28 protein-coding genes are annotated in these 25,053 nt (G+C 60.5%); 22 read left to right on the forward strand and 6 right to left on the reverse strand.

Annotated features, from left to right (window positions below; all coding sequences use genetic code 11):
• The first annotated feature begins 38 nt into the window (after window positions 1-38).
• From G6N74_RS27195 to G6N74_RS27240, 10 genes are all read left to right on the forward strand, one after another.
• Window positions 39-2,204: a beta strand repeat-containing protein gene (locus G6N74_RS27195; RefSeq protein ID WP_165121128.1), complete on the forward strand. Its 2,166-nt coding sequence runs from the start codon at window positions 39-41 to the stop codon at window positions 2,202-2,204.
• Between the two features lie 75 nt (window positions 2,205-2,279).
• Complete coding sequence (locus G6N74_RS27200) at window positions 2,280-4,400, forward strand: beta strand repeat-containing protein (RefSeq protein WP_165121129.1); 2,121 nt, start codon at window positions 2,280-2,282, stop codon at window positions 4,398-4,400.
• A 74-nt stretch (window positions 4,401-4,474) separates the two neighbouring features.
• Window positions 4,475-4,657, forward strand: coding sequence for a hypothetical protein (locus G6N74_RS27205; RefSeq protein ID WP_165121130.1), 183 nt, complete (start codon window positions 4,475-4,477; stop codon window positions 4,655-4,657).
• A 1-nt stretch (window position 4,658) separates the two neighbouring features.
• Window positions 4,659-5,240 (forward strand): curli assembly protein CsgF, encoded by a 582-nt coding sequence (locus G6N74_RS27210; RefSeq protein ID WP_205826892.1) that lies wholly within the window; start codon window positions 4,659-4,661, stop codon window positions 5,238-5,240.
• 83 nt (window positions 5,241-5,323) lie between these two features.
• Complete coding sequence (locus G6N74_RS27215; protein ID WP_165121131.1) at window positions 5,324-6,481, forward strand: CsgG/HfaB family protein; 1,158 nt, start codon at window positions 5,324-5,326, stop codon at window positions 6,479-6,481.
• A 294-nt stretch (window positions 6,482-6,775) separates the two neighbouring features.
• Window positions 6,776-7,270, forward strand: a complete 495-nt coding sequence (locus G6N74_RS27220; protein ID WP_165121132.1) for a hypothetical protein — start codon at window positions 6,776-6,778, stop codon at window positions 7,268-7,270.
• 26 nt (window positions 7,271-7,296) lie between these two features.
• On the forward strand, window positions 7,297-7,995 hold the full coding sequence (locus G6N74_RS27225) for a hypothetical protein (protein ID WP_165121133.1): 699 nt from the start codon (window positions 7,297-7,299) through the stop codon (window positions 7,993-7,995).
• A 10-nt stretch (window positions 7,996-8,005) separates the two neighbouring features.
• Window positions 8,006-8,383 carry a curli-like amyloid fiber formation chaperone CsgH gene (csgH, locus tag G6N74_RS27230; RefSeq protein WP_165121134.1) on the forward strand — a complete coding sequence of 126 codons (378 nt, stop codon included), beginning with the start codon at window positions 8,006-8,008 and terminating at the stop codon, window positions 8,381-8,383.
• A gap of 147 nt (window positions 8,384-8,530) precedes the next feature.
• Window positions 8,531-9,271, forward strand: a complete 741-nt coding sequence (locus tag G6N74_RS27235; protein WP_165121135.1) for an AprI/Inh family metalloprotease inhibitor — start codon at window positions 8,531-8,533, stop codon at window positions 9,269-9,271.
• Window positions 9,272-9,336: 65 nt separating this feature from the next.
• Entirely contained in the window at window positions 9,337-10,773 is a 1,437-nt protein-coding gene (locus tag G6N74_RS27240) for an aldehyde dehydrogenase family protein (RefSeq protein ID WP_165121136.1), read from the forward strand.
• Between the two features lie 36 nt (window positions 10,774-10,809).
• On the opposite strand, the gene G6N74_RS27245 is transcribed toward G6N74_RS27240, so the two are convergent.
• On the reverse strand, window positions 10,810-10,983 hold the full coding sequence (locus tag G6N74_RS27245) for an IS1096 element passenger TnpR family protein (RefSeq protein WP_165121137.1): 174 nt from the start codon (window positions 10,981-10,983) through the stop codon (window positions 10,810-10,812).
• 363 nt (window positions 10,984-11,346) lie between these two features.
• On the opposite strand from G6N74_RS27245, the gene G6N74_RS27250 reads away from it, so the two are divergent.
• The 6 genes from G6N74_RS27250 (at window position 11,347) to G6N74_RS27270 (ending at window position 13,972) form a co-directional block, all read left to right on the forward strand.
• On the forward strand, window positions 11,347-11,619 hold the full coding sequence (locus G6N74_RS27250; protein ID WP_165121190.1) for a hypothetical protein: 273 nt from the start codon (window positions 11,347-11,349) through the stop codon (window positions 11,617-11,619).
• Window positions 11,620-12,065: 446 nt separating this feature from the next.
• A complete protein-coding gene (locus tag G6N74_RS31580; protein WP_246246002.1) occupies window positions 12,066-12,359 on the forward strand; it encodes a DUF3606 domain-containing protein in 294 nt (97 codons plus the stop codon).
• Window positions 12,360-12,530: 171 nt separating this feature from the next.
• Window positions 12,531-12,764, forward strand: a complete 234-nt coding sequence (locus G6N74_RS27260) for a DUF982 domain-containing protein (RefSeq protein WP_165121138.1) — start codon at window positions 12,531-12,533, stop codon at window positions 12,762-12,764.
• Window positions 12,765-12,814: 50 nt separating this feature from the next.
• The gene (locus G6N74_RS27265; protein ID WP_165121139.1) at window positions 12,815-13,096 is read left to right on the forward strand and encodes a hypothetical protein; all 282 of its coding nucleotides are present in this window, start codon (window positions 12,815-12,817) and stop codon (window positions 13,094-13,096) included.
• Between the two features lie 140 nt (window positions 13,097-13,236).
• Entirely contained in the window at window positions 13,237-13,368 is a 132-nt protein-coding gene (locus G6N74_RS31300) for a hypothetical protein (protein ID WP_281354042.1), read from the forward strand.
• Window positions 13,369-13,492: 124 nt separating this feature from the next.
• Window positions 13,493-13,972, forward strand: coding sequence for a pyridoxamine 5'-phosphate oxidase family protein (locus G6N74_RS27270; RefSeq protein ID WP_165121140.1), 480 nt, complete (start codon window positions 13,493-13,495; stop codon window positions 13,970-13,972).
• A gap of 152 nt (window positions 13,973-14,124) precedes the next feature.
• Here the strand turns inward: G6N74_RS27270 and G6N74_RS27275 are convergent, their stop codons facing one another.
• Both G6N74_RS27275 and G6N74_RS27280 read right to left on the reverse strand, forming a co-directional pair.
• Window positions 14,125-14,436: a hypothetical protein gene (locus G6N74_RS27275; protein WP_165121141.1), complete on the reverse strand. Its 312-nt coding sequence runs from the start codon at window positions 14,434-14,436 to the stop codon at window positions 14,125-14,127.
• A 352-nt stretch (window positions 14,437-14,788) separates the two neighbouring features.
• Window positions 14,789-15,127 (reverse strand): hypothetical protein, encoded by a 339-nt coding sequence (locus G6N74_RS27280; protein WP_165121142.1) that lies wholly within the window; start codon window positions 15,125-15,127, stop codon window positions 14,789-14,791.
• 597 nt (window positions 15,128-15,724) lie between these two features.
• On the opposite strand from G6N74_RS27280, the gene G6N74_RS27285 reads away from it, so the two are divergent.
• Complete coding sequence (locus G6N74_RS27285) at window positions 15,725-15,919, forward strand: hypothetical protein (protein WP_165121143.1); 195 nt, start codon at window positions 15,725-15,727, stop codon at window positions 15,917-15,919.
• A 25-nt stretch (window positions 15,920-15,944) separates the two neighbouring features.
• Here G6N74_RS27285 and G6N74_RS27290 read toward each other — a convergent pair whose 3' ends face one another.
• From G6N74_RS27290 to G6N74_RS27300, 3 genes are all read right to left on the reverse strand, one after another.
• Entirely contained in the window at window positions 15,945-16,826 is an 882-nt protein-coding gene (locus tag G6N74_RS27290) for a carbohydrate ABC transporter permease (protein WP_165121144.1), read from the reverse strand.
• Complete coding sequence (locus G6N74_RS27295) at window positions 16,823-17,713, reverse strand: carbohydrate ABC transporter permease (RefSeq protein ID WP_165121145.1); 891 nt, start codon at window positions 17,711-17,713, stop codon at window positions 16,823-16,825. The genes G6N74_RS27290 and G6N74_RS27295 overlap by 4 nt, the downstream gene beginning before the upstream one ends.
• A gap of 65 nt (window positions 17,714-17,778) precedes the next feature.
• Window positions 17,779-19,071 (reverse strand): extracellular solute-binding protein, encoded by a 1,293-nt coding sequence (locus G6N74_RS27300; RefSeq protein WP_165121146.1) that lies wholly within the window; start codon window positions 19,069-19,071, stop codon window positions 17,779-17,781.
• 356 nt (window positions 19,072-19,427) lie between these two features.
• On the opposite strand from G6N74_RS27300, the gene G6N74_RS27305 reads away from it, so the two are divergent.
• From G6N74_RS27305 to G6N74_RS27325, 5 genes are all read left to right on the forward strand, one after another.
• On the forward strand, window positions 19,428-20,303 hold the full coding sequence (locus G6N74_RS27305) for an ROK family protein (RefSeq protein WP_165121147.1): 876 nt from the start codon (window positions 19,428-19,430) through the stop codon (window positions 20,301-20,303).
• Complete coding sequence (locus G6N74_RS27310) at window positions 20,300-21,043, forward strand: GntR family transcriptional regulator (RefSeq protein WP_165121148.1); 744 nt, start codon at window positions 20,300-20,302, stop codon at window positions 21,041-21,043. The genes G6N74_RS27305 and G6N74_RS27310 overlap by 4 nt, the downstream gene beginning before the upstream one ends.
• A gap of 24 nt (window positions 21,044-21,067) precedes the next feature.
• A complete protein-coding gene (locus tag G6N74_RS27315) occupies window positions 21,068-21,862 on the forward strand; it encodes a sugar isomerase domain-containing protein (protein WP_091917747.1) in 795 nt (264 codons plus the stop codon).
• 57 nt (window positions 21,863-21,919) lie between these two features.
• Window positions 21,920-22,999 (forward strand): ABC transporter ATP-binding protein, encoded by a 1,080-nt coding sequence (locus G6N74_RS27320; protein WP_165121149.1) that lies wholly within the window; start codon window positions 21,920-21,922, stop codon window positions 22,997-22,999.
• Window positions 23,000-23,306: 307 nt separating this feature from the next.
• A complete protein-coding gene (locus tag G6N74_RS27325) occupies window positions 23,307-24,962 on the forward strand; it encodes a putative bifunctional diguanylate cyclase/phosphodiesterase (protein ID WP_246246003.1) in 1,656 nt (551 codons plus the stop codon).
• The last annotated feature ends 91 nt before the right edge of the window (window positions 24,963-25,053 follow it).

The raw sequence follows: 25,053 nt of genomic DNA on the forward strand, positions 1-25,053 counted from the left end.
CGCCATCTCTCAAACCTCAGTTGGGGATAGATAAAATCATGAAAAAGAACGCTCTTTTCTCATCGAAGCGTTTCGCTTCGACGCTATTAGGCGCGACAGCCATGGCGCTGGTGTCTGCGCCGGCCTGGGCCGATGACAACTACGCAAACGTTTCCCAGTCGGGCAGCGGCAACTCCAGCGTCGTGATGCAGGCAGCCGGCGACGACAACGAACTTGGCACGTCGACCGACGCGGCAAGCCAGACCGGCTCGGGTAACAGCCTCGACGTCGAACAGGCAGGTAGCCGCAACGGGATTGGTACGCGCGGCACCGGCCTCGACCAGACCGGCAACGGCAATTTGCTGGTCATCGACCAGCTTTCCGACGGCAACCGCGTCAACCAGATTAACCAGAGCAGCGGAACCGGCTCGGGCACACTCAACAGCGCAACCGTCACCCAGGGAACCGCTTCGGGTGAGCCGGTGGATGGCAAGTCCACGATCACCGGCATCTCGCAGACGCATGTCTCGGGTGCTGCCAACAATGTGGACATCACCCAGACCAGCGAAGGCGCCGGCGGCAACATCATCGGCACCGGTGACGCTGACTCCGTTGCTGGCGGTGTGACGCAGACGGGCGGCGGCAACGACGCCAATCTGAGGCAGACCGGCGAAGGCAACCGCATCGGTACATCGCTCCAGAACGGTCAGGACAATGCGACCGCCATGAGCCAGGACGGCAACGGCAACGCGATCGACGGCTCTCAAGTCGGTGACGGCAACACCGCGGACGCGCTGCAGGTCGGCAACGCCAACGGCACGACCGGCTTCGGCCTGTTCGTTACCTCCTCGTCGACGGTCACGCAGGGCCTGATCAATCAGGCAGGCAACGGCAACAGCCTGCAGCTGGACATCGTCGGCGACAGCAACCAGTTTGGCATCGACCAGTCCGGCTCGTGGAACGAGGCGGTGGCGCGGGCGACCGGCAACGCCAACGAGTTCGCACTGGGCCAGACGGGAGACGCCAATCTCGGCGAGATCGCGATCGGCGACCGGACCCCCGGTAGTGACGGCAATCTGGTGGTCCTGAACCAGGACGCCAGCTCCTCGTACGGCAATGAAGCCGGGATTCTCGTCGATGGAGATGCCAACAAGGTGTCCGTCGATCAGCTCGGCGCGGTCGGCTACAACGAGGCGACTGTCGACGTCCTGGGCGACCAGAACGCAGTGGCGGTCGGCCAGATCGGCAGCAATGTGGGCGACGTGTTCGTCACCGGCAACTCCAACGCGGCAACGCTCGACCAGGTTGGCGGGGTCAACAGCGCGCTGCTCGAGTCTTACGGGAATGGCAACCAGTTCGACGTCGATCAGGACGGCGATTATAACGAAGCGACGGCGCGTTCGACCGGCGACAGCAACGATGTCACTCTCAGCCAGACCGGCGGCACAAACATCGGCCAGATCCTGATCGGCGACCGGACCGTCGGCATCAGCGACGACAATGAGGTGGCCCTGATTCAGGACAGCGGCCTCTCGCTCGGCAACCAAGCCGAGATCCTCGTCGATGGAAGCGCCAACACTGTCGCCGTCGACCAGCTCGGCGTGATCGGCGGCGACTACGGCAACAACCTGCTCATCGATATCCTCGGCGACGACAACGACGTGACGGTCGATCAGGAAGGCAGGAACGGGGGAACTGTCGTCATCAACGGCAACCTCAACGCCGCGTCGCTTGACCAGGAAGGCTCCGACAACAGCGCGCTGGTCGATATCTTTGGAGGCGGCAACCAGCTCGGCATCGTCCAGTTTGGTTCGGTCAATGACGCAGTGGCGATGGCGACCGGCAACGACAACAATGCGTTGATCGAACAGATCGGCAGCTTCAATACGGTCAGCATCTCCTTCCAGGGAGACTCGAACGGCTCCGGCAGCTTGACGGGCGCCGCGGGAGCGTTGGTCAGCGGCTCTGGTGGCCTCCTCGTGGCGGGCAGAGCGCTTCAGGACTCGTCCTCGGCGCTGTCGGGCAACAGCCTGACCTATGAGGTCGTAGGTAATCTGAACCAGTTTGCCTTCGCCCAGATCGGCGGCGGCAACTCCATCACGGGCCTGGTCGGCAACGCCGGCGCCTCCAATGGAAACCAGGCCGCCGTTTTGCAAAACGGGTCGAACAACGTGACGTCGTTCACTCAGAACGGCAGCTCGAACAATCTCTCCGTCTCGCAGTAAGCACTGTCGGCCGGGCGGGAAGCCGCCCGGCCGACGTCTTCGAGCAACATTCAACCGCGTGACAGGAGTTACACGATGACATTCAAGCTGACACTTGCGACCACCACGGCGGTCGGACTTCTGATGGGGGCGGCACTCGCAGGCAGCGAGAACGAGGCCTACATCGACCAGATCGGCGACGGTAACTCGTCCTCCATCGTCCAGGGCCAGTCGAACGGTTCGGCCGTCGGCAACAGAGCCGGACATACGACGCAGCGAATCCGGCAGGACGGCGCCGACAACGAGCTGATCATCAACCAGGCGCATAATTCGAACGTGACCAGCCCGCCGCGCAACCAGATCAACCGGGTAGGATCGCCGGGCGACCAGGCGGGCCTTGGCATCGACCAGATCGGAAACTCCAACTATCTGCGAATCGACCAGACGGGGGCCAACCAGGCCGTCTTCGAGGTGCAGCAGAATGGCGGTACGTCTGCGACGACCTCTTCCAACAACGCAACGATCACCCAGGACGGCGGCTGGTCGGCGCGCGTCTCCAACCTCCGGCAGACCTTCAGCGGCGGCGCGACGGATGGATCGAACGACGTCACCATTACCCAGACCGGCCAGTCCTCACGCGTGGGCAACACCAGCAGTGGCCCACGCAATGACGGCAGTGGCGCGCACCAGACCGGTTTCGGCAACGATCTGACCATCACACAGACCGGCAACTCGCAACTCGTCTACACGGCGACGCAGACGAACAACCTCTCGGCTGGCGGCGCCAACATTGCGAGCATCAGCCAGGGCGGCGGCAACGGCAACCAGCTTCGCGAACTGAGCCAGGTCAACACGGGCGCGGCGGACAACATCGCGACGCTGACTTTCTCCGGCGCCGGCAATGGCGTGACGTCCGGTGAGTTCACGGGGCCGGCCCTCGGAGTCGGGGTGCTTCAGTCGCGCGTTCGCCAGACCGGCGAAGGCAATGACATCAACTATGTCGTCACCGGCATCTACAATCTGTTCGGGCTCGTCCAGGACGGGCTGGGTAACTGGATCGTCGGCACTGTTGACGGAAGCGCCAATCAGGTCGCGATATCGCAGGAAGGCGACGGCAACGGCGCCCAACTCGAGATCCTCGGAGACAGCAACCAGTTTGGCATTGCCCAGATTGGCGAGGGGAACGAGGCGCTGGCGTCAGCGAACGGCAACGCCAACGAACTCGCGCTGAGCCAGATCGGGCTCGCCAATCTTGGCAAGATCCTGATCGGATCCCGCACCGCCGGCAGCAGCGACGACAATGTGGTGGCCCTGAACCAGGACAGCCTCGCCTCGTTCGGCAATGTTGGCGAGATCTACGTCGATGGGAAGGCCAACACGATTTTGCTCGATCAGCTGGGTGTGATCGGCAGCGACTACGGGACCGTCGACATCCTCGGCGACGAGAACGACGTGGCGGTCGACCAGGATGGCAGCAATACGGGCGAGGTGTTCGTCACTGGAAACCTCAACGTCGCTTCGCTCGAACAGGTCGGCGACACTAACAGCGCGCGGCTCGATATCCTCGGAGTCAGCAACGAGGTTGATATTGACCAGTTCGGCGACTGGAACGACGCGGTGGCGCGGGCGAACGGCAAAGCCAACGAGGTCATGCTGAGCCAGACAGGAGCGGTGAATACCGGGCTCGTCGACATCGTCGGCGACCAGAACGGTGTAGCGATCGAACAGGACGGCGAAATCAACAGCGCGCTGGTCGATATCCTCGGAGACAGCAACCAGTTCGTTATTGACCAGTCCGGCGACTGGAACGACGCGGTGGCGCAGGCGACCGGCAACGACAACAAGGCGCAGATCGACCAGATCGGCAGCCTCAATACCGTCAGCGTGACCTTCCAAGGGGACTCGAACGGCTCTGGCAGCTTGACGGGCGCCGCGGGAACGCTGGTCAGCACGTCTGGCGGTCAGCTCGCGGCGGGCAGGGCGCTTCAGGACTCCTCCTCGGCGCTGTCGGGCAACAGCCTGACCTATGACGTCGTCGGCAATCTGAACCAGTTCGCCTTCGCCCAGATCGGCGGCGGCAACTCCATCACCGGCCTGGTCGGCAACGCCGGCCCCTCCAATGGAAACCAGGCTGCCGTGTTGCAAAACGGGTCGAACAACGTGACGTCATTCACCCAGAACGGTGGCGGTTCGAACAACCTCTCCGTCTCGCAGTAACCACAATCGGCCGGGCGGGAACCGCCCGGCCGATCTCTTCGCGCGGCACTGAACTGTGTAACAGGACGAAGACGATGACCTTCAAGATCGCCCTTGCAACGACGACGACGGCCGTTGGGCTGATGATGGGCGCGGCGTTCGCCGGCAGCGAGAACGAGGCCTATCTCGAACAGAAGGGAGCCCGGAATCCGCCGCCATCACGGAAGCGTTTGCAACAAACGCCGTCATGGTGTTTCGCAAGGTGCGGGGGGAGATGAGATGATGAAGATTGCTTGCGCGGCGCTTCTGGCCGCTGGCGTTGTTCTGACTGCCGCGGGCGGTTCGGCCGCTCAGGATATGGTCTACACTCCTATCAATCCCTCCTTCGGCGGCAGCCCGCTGAACTCGTCTCACCTGCTCGGCCTGGCCAACGCCCAGCGTACGGCCACGGCCCGCAAGCCGCCCGCGGATGCGGATCCGAACAATCCGACCAATCCGGACTCCTCTGACGCGGACCTCTTCGTCCGCCAGCTCCAGAGCCGCCTGCTTTCGGCGCTCGCGAGTCAGGTTACCGAGGCGATCTTCGGTGAGAATCCGCAGGAATCGGGTACTGTCCGTTTCGGCGACACGACCGTCACTTACGAGCGGACCATCGATTCGATTCGGCTAGTCATTACTGACCCGACAGGCGTCACCGAGATCGTGGTGCCCCTGCTGGTTGCGACCAACAACGCTACAAATTCCCTGATGCAGAACACAGGTGGCCTCGGGTCGAGCAACACTCTGTCCGGGGGATTGAACACCGGTGCCCTGAACGGTGACCTGACGTCGAGCACGTCGCTCAGCCCGGGGCTGAATTGATTTCGACGCGGGACGGATCAGGGCACATGCGGGCAGCGGCATCACGGGAGGGCGACATACCGAAAAGCCGGCGCTTTGGGACCATGATCGCAAAGGTCGCCGTCATCGGCGTACTCGTGTCTGTGCTTGGCGGATGCCAGGCAGTGCCGAGCGCAGGCGTTCTGCAGCCCGTCTACACGCCTGTGACGAAGCAGAGCCACAGCCTGCGCACCATCCCGGCCCCTTCGAAGCGCATTATCGTCGCCGTCTACGATTTCCCCGATCTGACCGGCCAGTACAAGGAACGCGAGAACGTCCAGACCATGTCGCGGGCTGTCACCCAGGGCGGCGCGCCCATGCTGATCAAGGCCTTGCAGGATGCTGGCGAGAAGCGCTGGTTCACGGTGCTCGACCGTGCCCGCCTCGACGACCTGCTCAAGGAGCGGCAGATCGTCACCGAGATGCGGCGGCTCTACCGCAACGAGCAGCGTATCGACGCGCGCGTCCTGCCGCCGCTCGATCACGCGGGCATCATCCTCCAGGGCGGAATCACCGGTTACGACACCAACACCATGACGGGCGGCATCGGCGCGCGCTATCTGGGCATCGGCGGCGATGTGAAATGGCAGCAGGACACCGTGACCGTCACGCTACGGGCCGTCTCGACGAACACTGGCGAGGTTCTGTCCAGCGTCGCGGTCCACAAGATGATCGCCTCCTACGCGCTTCAGGGCGGTGCGTTCCGCTACATAGCCCTCGACAAGATCGTCGAGGCTGAGGCTGGCATCACCCAGAACGAGCCTAAGCAGATCGCCGTGCAGCAGGCCATCGAGAAGGCGGTGATGGGTATGATCATCGAGGGCGCCGAACTCGGTGTCTGGTCGTTCGAGGACCGGAATGCGGGACGCGAGGTGATCGCCGACTATCGCAACGAGAAATACGGCACCAAGCTGACCACGGCCGCTGAAATCGTGCCGTCGCCCAAGACTCGCAACGCCGCGGATGTCGTCGAGACGACGGCCGCATGGCCGCGCACGGCGGCTGCGCCTCGTCGCCCGACTCCGACCGCGGCGCCCGCACCGGTGGCTCCGCCTCCCGCATCGCCGGACGAAACGGTCGGCTCGCTCGAGCCGGGCGGGGACGGATCTGTTTCCGAGGCTCCGCCTGCGGTCACCGGCGCAGCGACGACGCCAGACCTTGGCGCGACACCGAAGACGGCCCGGCAACGTGAATATGTTGCCTCGATAGCGTTGACGCGTTGACGATGCTTATGGGCCTTCTCAATCCGTTCTCCAACTCGCAGGGACGCGCGGCGCTCACCCTCCTGACGTCGGTGAGCGGTGACACCAACCCGTTCGGCGGCGTCGAGACCGCTGCAGCAAACATGTCGCTGGCGGCTCGGGAGGGCTCTGGCAGAGCGCCGTCGTGTTCCAGCAATGACCTTGTCTCCGGTCGGACCGGAGACAGCGACGTTGCTTCAACTTTGATCGATCCCGCGGCCCGAATATTAAGCAGCACTTGCGATGATCTCCCCACATTAGGAGGAGACTGTCACAATGAAACTGCATTCTATCCTTGTTGCCGGCGTCGTCCTGGCATCGGCGCCTGCCCAGGCCGGCAACGAACTGATCATCCTGACCCAGCACGAGTTGTCCAAGTCGCTCACGCTCGACGTGAACGGCAGCTTCAATACGGTGTCCGTTCTTCAGGCCCACAACGGTCTCGGCGCACCGAACGTGCTCAACGTCAACATCAACGGCGATTTCAACGGCGGCTCACTTGGCGCGCCCCTCACCGGATCGGCCCACTGGGTTGGCCCGACGCCCGGTTCGATCACCCAGAGCGGATTCGACAACCACATCACCGCCAGCGTCACCGGGAGCCACGATCTCTTCGCTTTCGCGCAGGAGGGCAGCGGGAACCGGCTTACAGCCTCGATTTCAGGCATCGCAAATCAGGCCGCTGTCTCGCAGACTGGATTAAATAACGTCGTCGGTTTTTCACAGTCCGGAATCGACAATATGATTAGTATATCACAGACGTCCTGGTGACTTTTTACGGGAGAGGGGATGTTCGCATGGTAGGAAAATCTAAGGCTATATTGACAGGCATTCTCTTCTTCTGTGCCTTTCCGGCCTCTGCTGGCGACAATAATGTCCTGAAGATAATGCAGACCAGCCCTCTTGGCGCGATCGAGGGCAACATCCTTTCGTCAAACCAGTCGCTGGCCACCGACTCGCTTGTCGCCGGCCCGACGCAGCAGATGATCGAAGACGCGCTCGCCCGCACGCTCAATGTCGGCGACCTGTACCGGATGGACCAGGCGACCGCGCCGTACGCGCTTCAGACAGGACAGGGCAACACCGCGACGCTGACCATCGAAGGCGATGGTGGTCAGTTGCTTCTTCTCCAGGACAATTCGGCTGGCGGGACGTTGGGCAATTCGGCTCAGTTGAGCGCATTTGGAGCCGATTCCCTTGGCGCCGTCCTGCAGATAGGGGATGGCAACGATGCATCGCTGACCGTCGGCGGAGGCGCGACCGGTCTAATCGTGCAGAACGGCAGCGGCAATGCCAACTCACTGACCGTTGGTTCTGGTGGCAGCGGCGAGATAATTCAGACCGGCAACGGCAACACCTTCTCCACGTCGGTGGCCGCCAACACCTCCGTGACCATCACGCAGAACGGCAACAATCTGAGCCCGGCGGGTGTGACAGGCATGCAGGTGTTTTCCACGGCGCCGGGAACGGTTTCGATCACCCAGACCAGTTTCTAGAGACGCGTCGATGCGCCACGCAGCCGCACTCCTTGTAGGTCTTGCCGCCGCCTGCGGTGCAGGCGACGCGGTGGCGCAGGACGGAGGCGCCGTGGCGACCCCCTCCATCGCCATCGTGCCCACGGAGGCCGGTGTCCAGATCACCGCATCGGCCGTCGGCTTGGGCGTTGCCGAGATCGAGGGCTCGGTGGAGATCGACCGTACCGGCGGCTCGGGCACAGTGACCACGCGCCAGAACCGCACGCTGAAGCTCTCCGCCGGCCAATCCCAGGACATAGCCAGGACCGCGCTGTCTCTTGCTAAGGGCGACCGCATTTCCATCAGGGTGGTTCTCCGGCAGGGCGGGAGGGTCGTCGGCAAGGCCGAGGTTTCGTCGGGCGAACCCTAAGGCAAACGCTAGGTCTCGAGTTCCCGTTCACACTCCCCGGCATGCCGTGTCTTTTATTTACGAATACTGCATCTATGCTATAGATATCGCGGAATATGACTTGACAAATCTCCTACTAATCTTCGAATTGTATGTAAAGGAGGGGGCATGAAAGTAACGAGATTTTTGACGGTCATGTTGGCCGCAGCCGGCGCGTTGTCGCTGGCCACGATGGTGCGGGCGCAGTCCGTGGACCAGTTCGTCCAGGCATTCAACGGCACCTGGCAACTCGTCGATGCCCGCTACTCCAACCCTCCGTCAACCTGCAATATGGTGCTGGGCTCGAAAGCTGATACAGACGGCCGCTTCGCTGTCGAGGGACAGGGCTGCCGCGGCGAGGCCGCTCTGGTCAAATCCTGGGGCGTCAGCGAGGGTCAGATGACCCTGTTCGATGCCGCCGGCGCGGTGATCGCCCGGCTTGGCGGCAGTCAGCGGCGGATTAGCGGTACAAGTGCATCGGGCTCTCCTTTGATCTTCGAGAAGGTAGGGGTTGCCGGCACTGCAGCCATGCTCGAGGCTGCCAGGCGGGCCGGCGGCTGCTTCTATTCGGGCTTCACCAGCAAGTGTGTGGATGTGGCAGAGGCCGCGCCTCCCGCGCCGGAACGCGCCAGCGTGCAGGTCCTGGTCAACCTGAACGTCCGTGCCGAGGCGCGCGACGACGCCGAGGTGGTCGGCGTGGTGCCGACGCAAACCTGCGTCACGACCGAACTGTGCTTGATGGCGACCGACGGCGCTTGGTGCCGCGCCAAGTTCGGCGAGAGGACCGGCTGGATGCGAAAGCTGGCCTTGCGGCAGAACCGCTGGGCCGTCGTCACCTTCGAAAACTTTTGTCCTAAGCAGGGCAGTTAGACTTTCGGTTCAGTAGACAACTGTTCCCATCAGGCGAACAGCGGCAAAAAGGAAAAAATACCAGAATGAACGTGCATCAGAATTTTATCGCCGGGCAATGGACGAACTCGGCCGAGGCCGCAGACAACATCAATCCTTCGAACACCCGAGACGTCGTCGGTGTCTATGCCCGTGGGTCTCGACAGGACGCCGAAGCCGCCATCGCTGCGGCCAAACAGGCGTCCATGTCTTGGTCGCGATCCAGCATCCAGCTCCGACACGATATCCTGCAAAAGGTTTCGACAGAGTTGTTGGCCCGCAGGGAGGAACTGGGCAGGTTGCTGGCGCGAGAAGAAGGCAAGACGCTGGGCGAAGCCATCGGTGAGGTCGTCCGAGCGGGCCAGATATTCGGCTTCTTCGCGGGCGAAACCCTGCGCCTGTCCGGCGAGAAGCTGCCTTCCGTTCGCCCGGGCGTCGAGGTTGACATAACACGCGAACCGGTAGGCGTCGTGGGCATCATCACGCCCTGGAATTTTCCGATCGCGATCCCTGCCTGGAAGATCGCACCGGCGCTCGCCTATGGAAACTGCGTTGTCTTCAAACCCGCCGACCTAGTGCCCGGGTCAGCTTGGGCGCTTGCCGACATCATCATCCGGTCTGGTATTCCTGACGGGGTCTTCAACCTGGTCATGGGCCGCGGTTCAGTGGTTGGCGATGCTTTTCTTACCAGTCCCGATGTGGATGCGATCAGTTTCACTGGCTCCGTCACGACGGGCAAGAAGGTCGCCGCCAGCAGCGTCGAACACATGCGCAAGTTTCAGTTGGAACTCGGCGGAAAGAATCCGCTCGTCATCCTTGATGATGCGGATCTCCAGACCGCTGTCGAGTGTGCTGCGAACGGCGCCTTCTTCTCTACCGGTCAGCGTTGCACTGCCTCGTCCCGCCTGATCGTAACGGACAAGATCCACGACTCCTTCGTCGAAGCGCTCAAGGCGCGGTTGAGCAAGCTTGTTGTCGACGACTCGCTCAAGGATGGAACGCATATCGGGCCCGTCGTGGATCAAAACCAGCTCGACCAAGACCTGTCCTACATCGCGATCGGCAAGGATGAGGGGGCTAAACTTGCATGGGGCGGCTCTCGGCTGGAGCGGGGGACGCCAGGCTACTACTTGGAGCCAGCGCTATTCACTGAAACGACGCCTCAGATGCGTATCAACCGTGAAGAGATCTTTGGTCCGGTCGCCTCGATCATTCGGGTCAAAGACTATGATGAGGCGCTGGCGCTTGCCAACGACACCGAATTCGGGCTTACGGCAGGAATCTGCACGACGAGTCTCAAACACGCCAGCCACTACAAGCGGAATGCCGAATCGGGGATGGTGATGGTCAACCTGCCGACCGCCGGGGTGGACTATCACGTGCCCTTTGGTGGGCGGAAAGGCTCATCCTACGGACCACGCGAACAGGGCCGCTATGCTGTGGAGTTCTACACCACGGTGAAGACCTCCTACACGTTGCCCTAGAGCGGGCTTCGATCTCTCAAATCAGCACAATGGTCGCTAGATCATCCATTGTGTCGAGGCTGAGGGCGTCACGCTCAATGTATCCGTCAGGCCACCGCAATCCTCCAACGGGCAGGCGCCCGCGCCGTCGATGCAGACCGGATAGCGTCCGCGTTCCTCGCCCGCTTTCCGGCTCTCGATGCGGATCTCGTGCTCCCAACAGTTGCCCATGTCATAGACGTAAGCGAACCGGGGCGTTGGTGCGGAATGCAGAGCTTTCGAGGGTCTCGTCAGGCAGTTCGGGTCAAATATCTGACGAGCCGTACATGTGATGCTCTACGCCCTCGACGATTGTGCGGTAGAGTTCCGGGTTGCGGCTGCGCAGAACTAGCGCTTCGGCCACCCGCGTGCGTTCCATTGAAAAAACACTGGAATGGCAAAGAATTCAGTGATCATCTAGTCGTGTGGCTGGGTCCGCCGGCTGCATTGGCCGGCGCGATAAGTTCCCCAAGAACCCTCCATCGCGTCGGCCTCTCATTGGATGATGCGATGCCACAACTTCATGCCCGAGGTGTTGAGCTGGTTGTCGAACTTATGGACGCGTCGGAACACAACGCGCTGTCGCAGCAAAAAGCGCCGAAACTAATCGTCGTAATGGCATTTGATCGAGACGAGGAAGGCGAGCTTCAGCCGGCGTTCGATCCGATGGAGCAGCAGACCGAGGATCGCGCGATCAGAACGGCGAAGGGACTGGCGGGCAAGCATGCCGGCGTCATTGCCTGGAGCCGCGAGGCAAACCCGACGATCGGAGAGTACGGCGAGCCTACGACGCTTTTTGTAGACGGTGAAGTCCCGGATATGGAGTGACCGCAATGATGGCAAGTGAACAGAAAATGCGCGCAGTCTTGGCCCTTGAGGGTAAGGATCGATATTCTCATTTCATCAAAGTAGCAGCTAACCGTAAGGCGGTTTGGGGACTCTGGTCAGAAGGATGGGCACTGCTTGCCACAGACGACGATGAAACGACCGTAACTATGACGCGCTCATCAAACAGCTTCGCGATTGGATGTGTACTTCGCCGTTGAAGTCTGTTTGGTTTGGAACTGTGGTTGGCCCCGCAGAGACAGTTCGTAATCTCATTAAGGCGACCATGGACGGAAACGTTGGCTTGATGGTGATCGGGATGCGTCCGGCGCGGATTGGGCAACGGACCACATAAACGAAAATGGCGTGGCTTGGTTAAAAGCCAACGTCACTCCTTAGCTCAGGCCGGCTGGACCGCTCGCTTCCCACCCCGGCTTTGAGCATAAATGATGAGAACGAATACCCTGGAACTTTTGGAAAGCTGGATAGTGCCAGCTAAAGCCGGGCTTGGCGTCGTGGTGCCCTGCTCTATCTTCCTCAAATCAAGGAAGGATATTGCAATGGCTGACGACAAATCAAAGCTCAAAGAAGACAGAAAGCTGGTCGCGAGCGGCGAGACTTATGAGGTCGCCGCGTTCGCCAAGAAGTACGGCATCCCACCAAGCGAGGCCACGACCATCATCAAGCGCTACGGTCCGTCTCGAAAAAAGCTCGATGCGCATATGGCAAGCCGCAACGCTTAAGATGATGCCCAAGTCGGACCCTTTCGGGCGAGGCTCTCACGAGGACTTTGCAGCCACCATTAACCGACCGCGGCTATCTTCGGCGGCCGTCGCCTATATGCGCAGGACGTGCCTGCGGATTCTATGCCGTCTTGCCCTTTGCCAAAGCTTGGATTTGGAGCCGCGTACATCATGGCGTTTGATATTGTCTGGGTTGCTTTCGATGGTCGCATCATCGCCATTTCCTCGATCGATGAGGCATGGAATTTTCTGGCAGTGTGGCCTGGCGGGCTCCATACAGAAATGGCCCATCTTGCCGGAATTGTATTGACGCGAGCTGAAGCTGGGACCATTTCAACAGCAGAAGCTCGCCAAGCGTTTCTCGATTTTTGTATCGATGCCGAAATTCTCGCGAGATTCGACTGAGTCGAGGCTGCATTTAGGCTCGACCTTTCGCCGTCGGACGGGAGCGCTCAATGAACTTTATTTCCGTGATGGCAGTTACCGAGAAGGTCGCCCGAGAGCAGGCCGCGACCAAGACAGGCTACGCCCCCCAGACCATCGGTCGAGTATTCTTCGTTATCGATGAGGGCAACAACAGCCGCCAAGACGTTTTCATCTTCGAGACGGCTCACGACGTCACCAAACACCCCCTTTATGCCAAAGCCATGCTTTCCCAGGCTTTCGGCCTGACTGAGAAAGCCTTGAGCGACGGGCCTGTGCTACAGTTTGGCGCCGAAGTAACTGTCGGCGGGTAATAACTTCCCAGCTTTCCCGCGCGATTGGTTGCAGCGACCACTTCCCCACGCTGCTTGTCGGTCGGCGCCATTTCTGGTTACCTTTTGGTTGTTCAACGCGGCGGGAGGACATCTATTGAAATTCAAGGTGGCCCCGTGAGATGAGCAATCCAGTATTAGTCGGCGTCGGTGTCGGAGCCTTCGCAGGTCTCGCCGTATTTGGCGACCTCGTGGTCGGCGCTATCTTTGGCGGTGCGATGGGACTTGGCTATGCCGTCATAAAGGGCCGGTAGCTTCGTTCTTTGGCGGCCCGTCACCTTGCACCCATTGAGGTCATTCGCATCGCCTGGCGCTTCGTTCGGAACAGTTGCCTGTTTCGGGGGTTAGGACCCATCTAACCCACAAAGGAGACAAGCCGTGTCAAATGATCAAGACTTCGCGAAAAAATTCTGGGACTCGATCAGGTCTGACATGACCGCAATGGTCGGCCTCTCTGGTGTTGACGCTCGCCCGATGACCGCACAGTTCGACGGTGACCGAAACACAATCTACTTCTTCACCGCCAAGGATACAGAACTTGCCGGGGGCGTTTCGGGGCCTACAGACGCCACGTTGGTCTATGCCTCGAAGGGCCACGATTTGTTTGCCACCGTGCAAGGCAAACTGCAGATCGACAATGACCTGGCCGTCATAGACCGCCTTTGGAATAGATTCGTCGCGGCATGGTTTGAACAGGGCAAGGATGATCCCAAACTCTGTTTGTTGCGCTTCGATCCTGCCGATGCGGAGATATGGAAGGACGCATCAAGTGTTGTCGCCGGCGTCAAGATGTTCCTCGGCATGGGAGACCCGAAAGAGGAGTACAAAGATAGTGTGTCCCACGTCACGTTGACCTAGCCCATAGGAGGAACACATGAACTCTATGAAAATTCTACCGGCGCTCGGATTTTTTCTTATGGCCCTTGCCGGCTGTACCGGTAGTCAGAGCGAAACGTCCGCACCAACAACAAACATGACGCAGCCAGCACCTATCGCACCTTCGACAGGCACTACGGCACAGACCGGCCCGGCGGGCACGGGTGCACCGACGGAATAAACCATTGAAAGTGGCGGGGTCGACCATACTGCCGCGCCGCCATCTCATGATGGCCGATTGCCGCCTTCAAGGAGCTCTGAGCAATCGACATCGCTTCTGATGGCACGCCGCTTCCCATGCGTCCACCGTCGACGCGTTCCTGCACGGCACCCGTCTTCAGACCCTCGCGCGCGCAGAACTCGTATGTCTCGCGGGACGTCTCGCCGGCCATGCGGTGTGCCTTCGTCAGCGAGCTTATCCCCTTCAGCGGGTCGACGTTGCGCACCCGGACAATCCCGCCGTTGCTGATATCGTATCGGCGCGCGGCTTCAGCGGTATCCGCATACTGGCGCGTTCGTCCGTGTTCGGCGGTCGTCAGGGCAAAGTCGTGACCCAGCAGCCGGCGTGCTCACACCTGAAGCTTTTCCTGCGCCGGAACCTTCGGCTTTCCGGCTTGGCTTTTTTCATCTTGGTCATATCTCGCCCTTCGCTTTTCGTTGCAGGAAAACACGGCGTTCAGGCGTTAATCTCACGTAAGGGTGACATTTAGTGATAGTGGATGACATGGAACGAAACAAGAACCTTTCGCATCTGCAAGGAGATTGATAGGAGATGAAGCCAAATGATTTGTGTATATATTACAATGCGTTGCCGCGTTGGGCCATATGCGTGAAATGGGTCAGCACGGCATAACTGGATGCGGGGTCGAGACTCCAGCGCACGGAAGGACCGATCAGGGCAGCGATGACTTTTTCGAGATAGGGCGGTGCCGGCATGCGCCGCGCCACAGCCTTTTGCAGAAGGACATGACATTCGGCAATCAATCGCCGATAGACGCGGTGTGCCACTGCTATGATGCGCTTTTCCTGCGAGCCGAAATGATAGCTTATGGCCGATGGATTGGCATTGGCTTCGCCGGGACGCGCCTGACCGTGACGTCTTCCGACGCTGCAACCTCGCAAAGCACATGCTCGCATGCGTCGAGAAGCTTCAGCGCGGTCGGGTTGGCCGTAGAGAGCATTGCGTCACACGCGATCAGCAAATTTGAGCGATGATTTTCTGCCCCGCACATGAAGCTGGCATGACATGTATCGCATTCCATGGGCGGATACCGTCAGTGGGCCGACAGTTTTTGTTCAGAGGTTCTTAACCATAGATCCGGCATCTTTCTTCGAGCGCTGTGTATTGAGTGCGCATTTCAGCACCGGTCGACGAGCAATGTTCGTGGACTGGTGCTGATCGAAAGATCGGAACGATGAACTACGAATCCCCTTACGATTGGACCGGCACCAAGGTGCGCCGACACAGGCGTCTCCAGATCGCCGCGTGGGTTTTGATCACGATCGCAATATTGGGTGCAGTTCTTGCGGTTGGAATGCTGCTCTAAAAGCGTCCGAAAGGACTGAGCTTCGAGCCTACAACTTGGCGCCATAACGGTAGCGAATACTGATAAAGTTTATCAGCAGTCATTAAAATTCTAATCTTATCTTATTGATTTTGCTAATTTTTCGTTGAGCAGAATCACGCACGCTCCATTCGTGCCTCGCCCTTGAGGCGCTCTCTTGGAGCCCAATATGAAACAGCGCTTTGAACTTGTCCTGGAGCCAACCGACCTGTGGACCGTCTGGGATAATGAACTGGATGAGCCGGTTGTTTTCGCCGATCGGCTTCTTGCCGGGCTAAGCAAAGGCGAGGCCGAGGCCGCGCGTCAAATCCTTCTGGAGGTAAAAAAGAACCGGAAGAAGGAAAAGCCGGCCGACGCAGCCTGATCGACGCACGTCAGTAAGCCTTCCTTCAGCCCTTTACGCCGGAGCCGACGATGCTGTCGACGAAGAAGCGTTGCAGGAAGACGAACAGGACAAGCGGCGGAAGTACAGCAAGCGTCGCCCCGGCCATGACGAGGCCGGTGTTCATGGCGCCACGGTTGTAGCTCAGGAGCCGGCTCAGGCTGATGACGATCGGATACTGATCGCTGTTGCCCTGAAGCACGGTCAAAGGCCAGAGATAGCTGTTCCAGTGATAGACGAAGGCAAACAGCGCCAGTGCTGCGATCGCCGGGATCACGCTTGGGGCGACGATGCTGAAGAGAATGCGCAGTTCTGACGCGCCATCGACCCGTGCCGCGTCGATCAGGTCGTCGGGAACGCCGGCAATGAACTGGCGCATCAGGAAGATGCCGAAAGCGTTGGCAAGGTTGGGCAGGATTACGCCGCCTAGACTCGCATTCAACCCGAGCGAACCGACGATCCGATAGAGCGGAATGAGGGTCACGATGGGCGGCAGGAACATCGTGGCGATCAGCAGTGCAAAGAGAAGGTTGCTGCCCCTAAAACGGTATTTGGCGAAGGCATAGCCTGCCATCAGGCTGGTCAGCAGGATGCCGGCGGTCGTCACCGAAGCAATGACGAGCGAATTCCACATCGAGCGGCCGACATTGATGACACCGGCAACCTTGTCATAGGCATCGAAGCTCGGGGAACGCGGCAGCCAGACGGGTGGCACCTGCATGGTTTCGGCAGTCGTCTTGAAGCTTGAAAGCACCATCCAGACAAGCGGAAAGGCCGATGCGACGACCACGACTAGCATTAGCGTCGCAACAATCACGTCGCCGCCCGTAGGCCGCACCCTGCGGAAAATCAGCCCCCGCGTCGGCGCCTGATTGGTCGTGGCAGTCATTCTTCGTCCTTCCGTCTGGCAAAGGCGAACAGGGCGAAGATCACGATGATCAGCGACAGCATCAACGTTACCGCCATGGCAGACCCCAAGCCGCCTTGCGCGCGCTCGATGCCGACCCGGCGGATATGGTAGGTCAGCACATTGGTCGAGCCGACCGGACCGCCCTGGGTGATCAGCGCTACCGGCTCGAAAACCTGCACGGCATTGATGACGGCAATCACCGCGCTGAACAGCAGTGTGCGGCGTAGCAGCGGTAGGGTGATCGCATAAAACTGCTGATGGGGTTCGGCCCCGTCGATCCAGGCGGCTTCATAGAGGCTACGCGGGATCTGCGTCAGGCCTGCGATGACCAGCACGGTGAAATATCCGACCTGCTGCCAGACATTGAGGAAGACAATGGATATCAACGCCGTTCCAGGTGAGGAAAGCCATGGCTGGCCCCCAAGCCCAATCCAGCCAAGCATCTGGTTGAACGGGCCTTCGCTCGGCGAATAGAGCTTCGACCAGACGAGGGCTACCGCGATCATCGGCACCATATAGGTCGAGAACAGAACGGCGCGCAGGAAATTGCCGCCTGCAACATTGCGCTGGTAGACGAGCAGTCCGAGCCCGACGGAAAGCGGCAGGATCAGTATAACGGACAAGGCCGTGTAGATTGCCGTGTTGACGAAAGCGCCCTTGAAATCGCGGCCGATCGAGGTCGTGCCGAAAATCTCGAGGAAATTGTCGAGCCCGATGAAGCGCGCGGTCTGAAAACCGGTCTGTGTCGACCAGTCCTGCAAAGACAGCCAGATTGTAAGCGCCATCGGCAGCAAGATGAATACGCCGATAAGGGCAACGGCCGGGGTGAGCATCACCCACACGGAGCCGCGATAGGAAGTCGTCATGAAGTTGCCTTGTAGATGCTGCGGGAGCCATTTGTGACCGGCTCCCGCTTGCCCGGTCCGACCGGTTATTTCGCGGCGCGTTCCAGGATGGAGACGGCGTCGGTCTGTGCGTTTGTCTGCGCGTCCTTGGCCGAAACCTTACCGTATTGCAGCGCCTCGATCGTCTGCTGCAGGGATTCGCTGAACTCCTGGCCGCCCAGCACCACCGGGAACGGCTTGGCGTCTGCCAGCACGCTGACATAGCCGGAAAGGAATTCAGAGCCGAGCTTGTCCTTGAACGCATCCACGTCGGAGGTGCGCGAGGGAAGGATGCCCATCGACATCAGGATGTTGGCCATTGCCGATGAGCCGTTAGGTCCGGATTTCGCGCCGTTCAGCCAGGCGAGGAAATCCCAGGCCGCTTTCTGCTCGGCCTCGCCGGCACCGGCATTGACCACCGTCATCCACGAATAGGAGATGGAGCGCGGTTTGTCGCCGCTCGGGCCAACCGGAATGGGCGCGGTGGCGATGTTGGAGAACTTCTCACCCATGCCCGTCTTCAGCGCACTTTCCCACCAGTTCGCCATGATGATCATGCCGGTCTTGCCGGAGACGAAATTGTCGAGAAATGGCCCGGTCGTATTGGCGTCGGCGGTGGCCATTGCCGGATCGCTGGACCCGGCCTTGATCAGATCTTCGTAGAGCTGGAACGTCTCACCGGCAGCCTTGCTATCAAGCATCGGCTTGCCGTCGGTGACGAGATCGCCACCGTTGGAGACGAGAAGCGAGGAGAACGGATGCACGACGCCTGCCGCCCAGGAGTTGATCATGCCGAAGCCCTGCTGGCCGGCGTCCTTCTTGGTCAGTTTGGCAGCGGCGTCCTTGAATTCGTCCCAGGTCTTGGGTGGGCCTGAAATGCCTGCTTCTGCAAACAGCGCCTTGTTGTAGTTGAGTGCGTAAACGTCGATCTCGTTGGGGATGCCGTAAAGCGTGCCGCCGACACTTGCCGCCGAAACGACACCCGCTGGCCAGGCGCCTTTCACCTCGGTTGCGACCGTTTCAGGTGCAGGCGCCACCAGTTTGTCGCGCGCGAGTTCGGGCAGCCACAGATCGTAGATGCCGGCAATGGTCGCGCCGTCCGCGCCGCCGCCTTGCGAGCGCAGCGTGGTCAGGAGATCGCCGAACGGGACCGCCCTGACGGTCACCGCCACATCAGGATTGGTCTTGGCATATTCCGTCGCTGCCTCTTCCAGAAGGGCAACGGTCTCGGGCGCCCAATGGGTGAGGTAGGAGATTTTGACTGCTTCGGCAAAAGCCGCTGTCGGCAGCGCCATGATGCCGGCAGCGAGCGCGTATTTGATCGTCCAGACGAGTCTCATGAAATAGGTCCTCCAACTGATCTGATTATGTTCCCGGGTAGCATTCTTTGACAAGAGGTTATAACGTCATATTCATATCTGCAAGGGGAGGTGTTCGCGGTGGTTTCGGTTGGCCGGTGGGGAACAGATCCGGTGATCTGCGACCAGAAAATCTGGCTAACCTGCGGTCTTCGCCCTCGAGCGGCAGCATTCGGAAATCATCTTGCCTGCAAGTCTTCATGACGTTATAACAACATGATCTACGTAAACGCACAAGGCCGGCGCAAAAGAAATGGGAAATCGCATCATCGGAAAGTCAGGCCGCTCATGAGGGCAGGGTTTCAGACCTTTAAACCGCACGCTGCGAGGCTTGGTCGATGACGCAGGTGCTTGCCATCGATCTCGGTGGAACGCAGCTGCGCGCGGCGGTTTCCAGCGGCGACCCCGCATCGCTGCGCGATCTCACAAGGGAGCCGGCGCCGGCCAGCCTCGCTGACTTCACCGGCCGCCTCGCGGCGTTGCGGGCGGAGGTGGGGGATGTGACGGCGATTGGCCTTGCCGTGCCGGGTCTGGTCGAGAATACGCAATGTCGCTGGATTCCCAATCTACCCTATCTGGACGGTCTCGACATCGCGGCACTGTTCCCGGATCTGCAGATCGGGCTCGGCAACGATGCCCAGATCTCCCTGCTGGCTGAAGCGGAAGCCGGTGCGGCACGCGGCACCTCCGACGCCATCCTGCTGGCGATTGGCACGGGCATCGGCTCAGCGGTTCTCGCCAATGGCCGGATCGTCGCCGGCGCGCGGGGTGGCGCCTGTTCCTTCGGCTGGGCCTGCGCCGACATGGACGATCCCGGCGAGGACCGCAGCGGCTGGCTCGAACGCATGGCAGCCGGGCGGGCGCTCGATGACATCGCCATTCGCCTGGGCAAGGCAAATGGTGCTGAGTTGATCGCTGCGGCGCGCGAAGGTGACTCGGCTGCGATTACAGCCTTGCAAAAGCCGGTTCAAAGCCTGGGCATGGCGCTTGCCGGTGCGGTCGCGCTGCTAGATCCGGAAGTGATCCTGATTGCCGGCGGCATTTCCGCGGCACTCGATGTGCTCGGCCAACCCGTTCTTGACGCTATGCGCAGGCAGCTTCCGGCGCATTTGCGTCCGATAGAAATCAGAGCCGGAACCTTCGGCGCACGCGCCGGAATAGTCGGCGCAGCACTTGCCGGCGCGGCCGGACAAAACTGGAGACAGATACGATGAGCCAGGCGACCTATTCCCAACCCGATCGCCGTCGACCCGAACCGCTCTGGTATCAGGTCGAAGAGGCCATCCGCACCATCGTCAAAAGCGGCGAGTGGCCGACCGGCAGCCAGATTCCCGCCGAGGATCGCCTCTGCATCATGTTCGGCGTCAGCCGTATCACGCTGCGCCATGCCTTGCGCAATCTCGAGGAGCAGGGCCTTCTGCGTCGCGAACATGGCCGTGGCACCTTCGTGCGCAGCGCCAAGCTGGTTGCCGGCACGCGTGAGCTGACAAGCTTTACGCAGGAGATGGGCAATCTCGGCCTGGTCGTCGGCTCACGCCTGCTCGACTTCGGCCTGACCACTGCGGATGCCGCGGCGGCCGCCGCCCTGGAAATCGAAGAAGGCGAACCGGTCGTGCGCATCCGCCGCCTTCGTCTTGGCAACGACGCGCCGATCGGCATCCAGACGGCGCAGCTGCCTGTGGCGCGGGTGCCCGATTTTCTCGAGCCTGGTCCACCTGAAGGCTCGCTCTATGAGGCTCTCAGCAGGCGCTACGGCATCAACCCGGTGGAGGCGCGGGAAATCTATCGCGTGGCTTCCGTGGGCGCCGAGGATGCGGCACTGCTGGACCTGCCTGCCGGAACCCCGGCCTTCGTCGTGGAACGCATCACCACCGACGAGCGCGGCCCGTTCGAGTTCACCGTCTCGGTCATGCGCGGCGATCGATACGAAATCCGTTCGACGCTGCGTTCCTAACCAATCACCAACAGGAGAATTATTGTGTCCGACCTCTATATTGGCCGTCTGGCTGCCTTGATCGAACAGGCTTCGAAAACCAACGCCGAAGCGTTCGAAACCGCCTCCGGCCGCTTTGCCGACACGCTTGCCGGCGGTGGCCTGGTCCATCTCTACGGCTCGGGTCATTCGGTCCTACCCTGCCAGGAAGCCTTTCCGCGCTACGGCACCTATGTCGGCTTCAACCCGCTGACCGACCCCCGTGTCATGTGGCACAATGTGCTCGGCGCCGGTGGCGTGCGCGAGCTGCTGTGGCTCGAGCGCACCGAAAACTACGCCGAGAAATTCCTCGATCACCAGCCGCTCAACGAGGGCGACAGCATCATCATTTTCGGCCATAGCGGCCGCAACGCCTCGGGCATCGAAACCGCGCTCTATGCCAAGAAGCGCGGCATCTTCGTCGTGGCGATCACCAGCAAGAACAATCTCGACAAGCCGGCCACGCACTCCTCGGGCAAGCGGCTGGCGGACGCCGCTGACCTCGTCATCGACACCTGTTCTCCGATCGAGGATGCCATAGTGCCGGTCGAAGGCTGGAGCCGCCCGGTGTCGGGTTCCTCGACCGTTCTGGCGATGATCATGACGCATGAGCTGATCGCCCGCACCGCGCAGAACCTTGCCGACCGCGGCATCGAGCTTCCGACCTTCGCCTCGCCGACCATTGCCGGCGTTACGCTCCATGACACGGACGTCATCTACGGCGTCTACCGCGAGCGCATGCTCGAGGCCCAGAAGAAGCATCTTCCAGCCTTCCAGGCGAAGATGCGCGGCGAGAAGTAATAATTTCGGGCGGTGGCACATGCCGCCGCCTGCTTTTTTTCCAGGGGAGCCGACCATATGGCCTCGATCGAACTGCGCAGCCTGAAGAAATCCTTCGGCGCGGTCGACATCATCCACAATCTCGACCTCAAGATCGAGGATGGCGAATTCGTTGCCCTGGTCGGGCCGTCCGGCTGCGGCAAGTCGACCTTGCTGCGGATGATCGCTGGCCTTGAAATGGCGACGGATGGCGACATCCTGATCGGCGACAAGGTCGTCAACGACCTCAACCCGCGCGAGCGCAACATTGCGATGGTGTTCCAGAGCTACGCGCTGTATCCGCATATGACGGTCGCGCAGAATATGGCCTTTAATCTCAAGCTGTCCGGCAAATCAAAGGCCGAAATCAAGACCCGCGTCGATGAGGCCGCGCGTATGCTCGATCTGACCGCGCTGCTCGATCGGCGCCCGGCGCAGCTTTCGGGCGGCCAGCGACAGCGTGTCGCCATGGGCCGCGCCGTCGTGCGCAACCCGGCGATCTTCCTGTTCGACGAACCCTTGTCGAACCTCGATGCCAAGCTCCGGGTCCAGATGCGTGCCGAGATCAAGTCGCTGCACCAGAAGGTGGCGACGACTTCGCTCTATGTCACCCACGACCAGCTCGAAGCCATGACGCTCGCCGACCGTATCGTCGTTTTGAATGGCGGGCGTATCGAACAGCAAGGCAGCCCGCTCGATCTCTATCGCAACCCGGCAAATCTTTTCGTGGCGGGCTTCATCGGCTCACCTGCCATGAATTTTCTTGAGGCGACAGCCGTTTCGACGCCGAAAGGATTGGCCGCGAAGCTGGAGGGAGGCAATTTGCTGCTGCTTGAAACAGCTTCTCTGGCGCTCAAGGAAGGGCAGGCGCTGACGATCGGCATTCGACCCGAGCACCTGATGCCCGTTTCCGGAGGCGGTCTGCTTTCCGGTGCGACCCGTATCGTCGAGCCGACCGGCGCACAGACCCATGTGATTTTCAACTATGCCGGGCAAGATGTCGTGGCGGTCGTGGATGGCATGCACGACGCAGCCGTGGGACGACAGTTCGATGTTTCGGCGGCAGCAGGCCAGATACATGTTTTCGACAGGCAATCAGGCATACGGCTCGGTCGCTGACAAGGTCACATGATGAGGTTTGTAGCTTTGGCTAATTTACAACTTGACCGAGCAAGCATGATTGTCGCGGCAATGCCGCCGATCTTTCGGTCGTAAAGAAAGCGTTCATCCTTCCCGCGTGCGGATATTTGCACGCGCTTCCCTGGTTATGCTATTTCTACCTTCACCTTAAGGTGAAGCGATGCGGAATTTATACCGTTTGTGGGACCGGCTCTTACGTCCAAAGACTTGGGGGGTCGGGGCGAAGACCGACGGTTTTTCCTTAGGCGACCCTCTCTCAGGGAGCGACGCGCGCCTTGCGGACCATTTGACGAACACCACTGACATCGTTTCGTTCTATGACCGCGACTTCCGCCTGACCCATTACACCACCAAGCTCAAGAGCATCCAGGGTAACGTGGTCGCGGCAGGCGCCGCGATCTGGGAAGTCTATCCAGGGTTTCTCGACACGAGGCTTCGCGGCGAACTTGACCGCGTGCTTCACGGTGGCTCGCCGACAACGATCGATCTTCGGGCCTCCGGCGATGAAACGCCGCGATCGGCTTTCGTTTTTGGCGTCGTAAATGGTGTGGGGATCATTGAATCCCGGGAAACCGGGCAGGGCGGGCGGACGATTGCCGAGGAGCAGGAACATGTAACGCTCCTTCATCAGGCGACACACGACGTTTTGACCGGTTTGCAGAATCGCCGCCGCTTCAGCGAGCGGCTGCAGCAGGCTTTGACTGCGGTCGATGCTTTGCAGGAGAAGGTGGCCCTGCTGCAAATCGACCTCGATGAGTTCAAGGCAGTCAACGACACACTCGGCCACGGCGCGGGTGATGCCTTGCTCCAGCTCGCGGCGGGCCGGATACAGGACACGCTGCGGGATGGCGAATCGGCTTACCGGTACGCCGGCGACGAATTCGCCGTCATCCAGTCGGGAAAGGAGCAGCCTACTGAGGCCGAACGCCTTGCCGGTGCGCTGATCGACGCGCTCAAGACGCCGTTCGTCATCAACGGCATTCCGGTGTTCATCGGCGCAAGCATTGGCATCGCTTTCGGGCCGGAGCACGGAACCGAAAGTGAGCAGCTGATGAAAGCAGCCGACATTGCGCTCTATGCGGCCAAGAGAGACGGGCGCGGCTGTGCACGGGTCTTCAATCGCTCGATGCTGCTTTTGCTCGAACAACGGGAGAATCTGCGGCGGAGCCTGCGAATGGCGCTCGAGCGCAGCGAGCTTTACCTGGAGTATCAGCCTCTCTTCAGCACGCCTTCGTCTGTTGTCGGCTTCGAAGCGTTGCTGCGCTGGCGGCATCCCGAGATCGGCACAATTCCTCCGGGTGTGTTCATACCGATCGCCGAAGCCGATGGCCTGATGGACGAGATCGGTCGATGGGTGCTTGAGGAAGCCTGCCGCGAAGCAACGACGTGGCCCTCTTCACTGACGGTATCGGTGAATTTGTCTCCGGCGCAATTCCTCAGCGGGTCGCTTACCGATAGCGTCGCCCAGGTCATCGATGCCGTCGGGCTGCGTGCCGACCGGCTTGAATTCGAGATAACCGAGACGGTTCTCCTCGAGCAGACGATCGATAATCTCGACACGCTTAACACTTTGAACGTGCTGGGTATTCGAATCTCGCTCGACGACTTCGGCACCTATTACTCTTCGTTGAGCTATCTTAAGAACTTCCCCTTCGATACGCTGAAGATCGACCAGTACTTCATAAACGACCTTGAGACCGATCAGAAAAGCCAGACGATAGTCCGGTCAATCATCGGGCTTGCCCATGGATTGGGGATCAGCGTCACCGCCGAAGGCGTCGAGACAAAGGGCCAGGCGCGATGGCTGAAGAAGGAAGGCTGTGACTGCCTGCAGGGCAATCTCCTGGGGCGGCCTATGGGAGCGGAGGCGGCGCGCAATTTCGTCAGGCGTTCGGCGCATGTGACGAGCAGCGGAAAGGAGGAGCGAAATCGGGCAGTTTAGACTCCGCCCGGCACGTAGGTGAAATCTGCAAGACTGCAAACAGCGGGGAATGAAGATGATTGTTGCCTCTCGCGATACCGATTTCGGACCA

The sequence above is a fragment of the Mesorhizobium zhangyense genome, assembly GCF_011045115.1.
GTDB classification, from domain to species: domain Bacteria; phylum Pseudomonadota; class Alphaproteobacteria; order Rhizobiales; family Rhizobiaceae; genus Mesorhizobium_M; species Mesorhizobium_M zhangyense.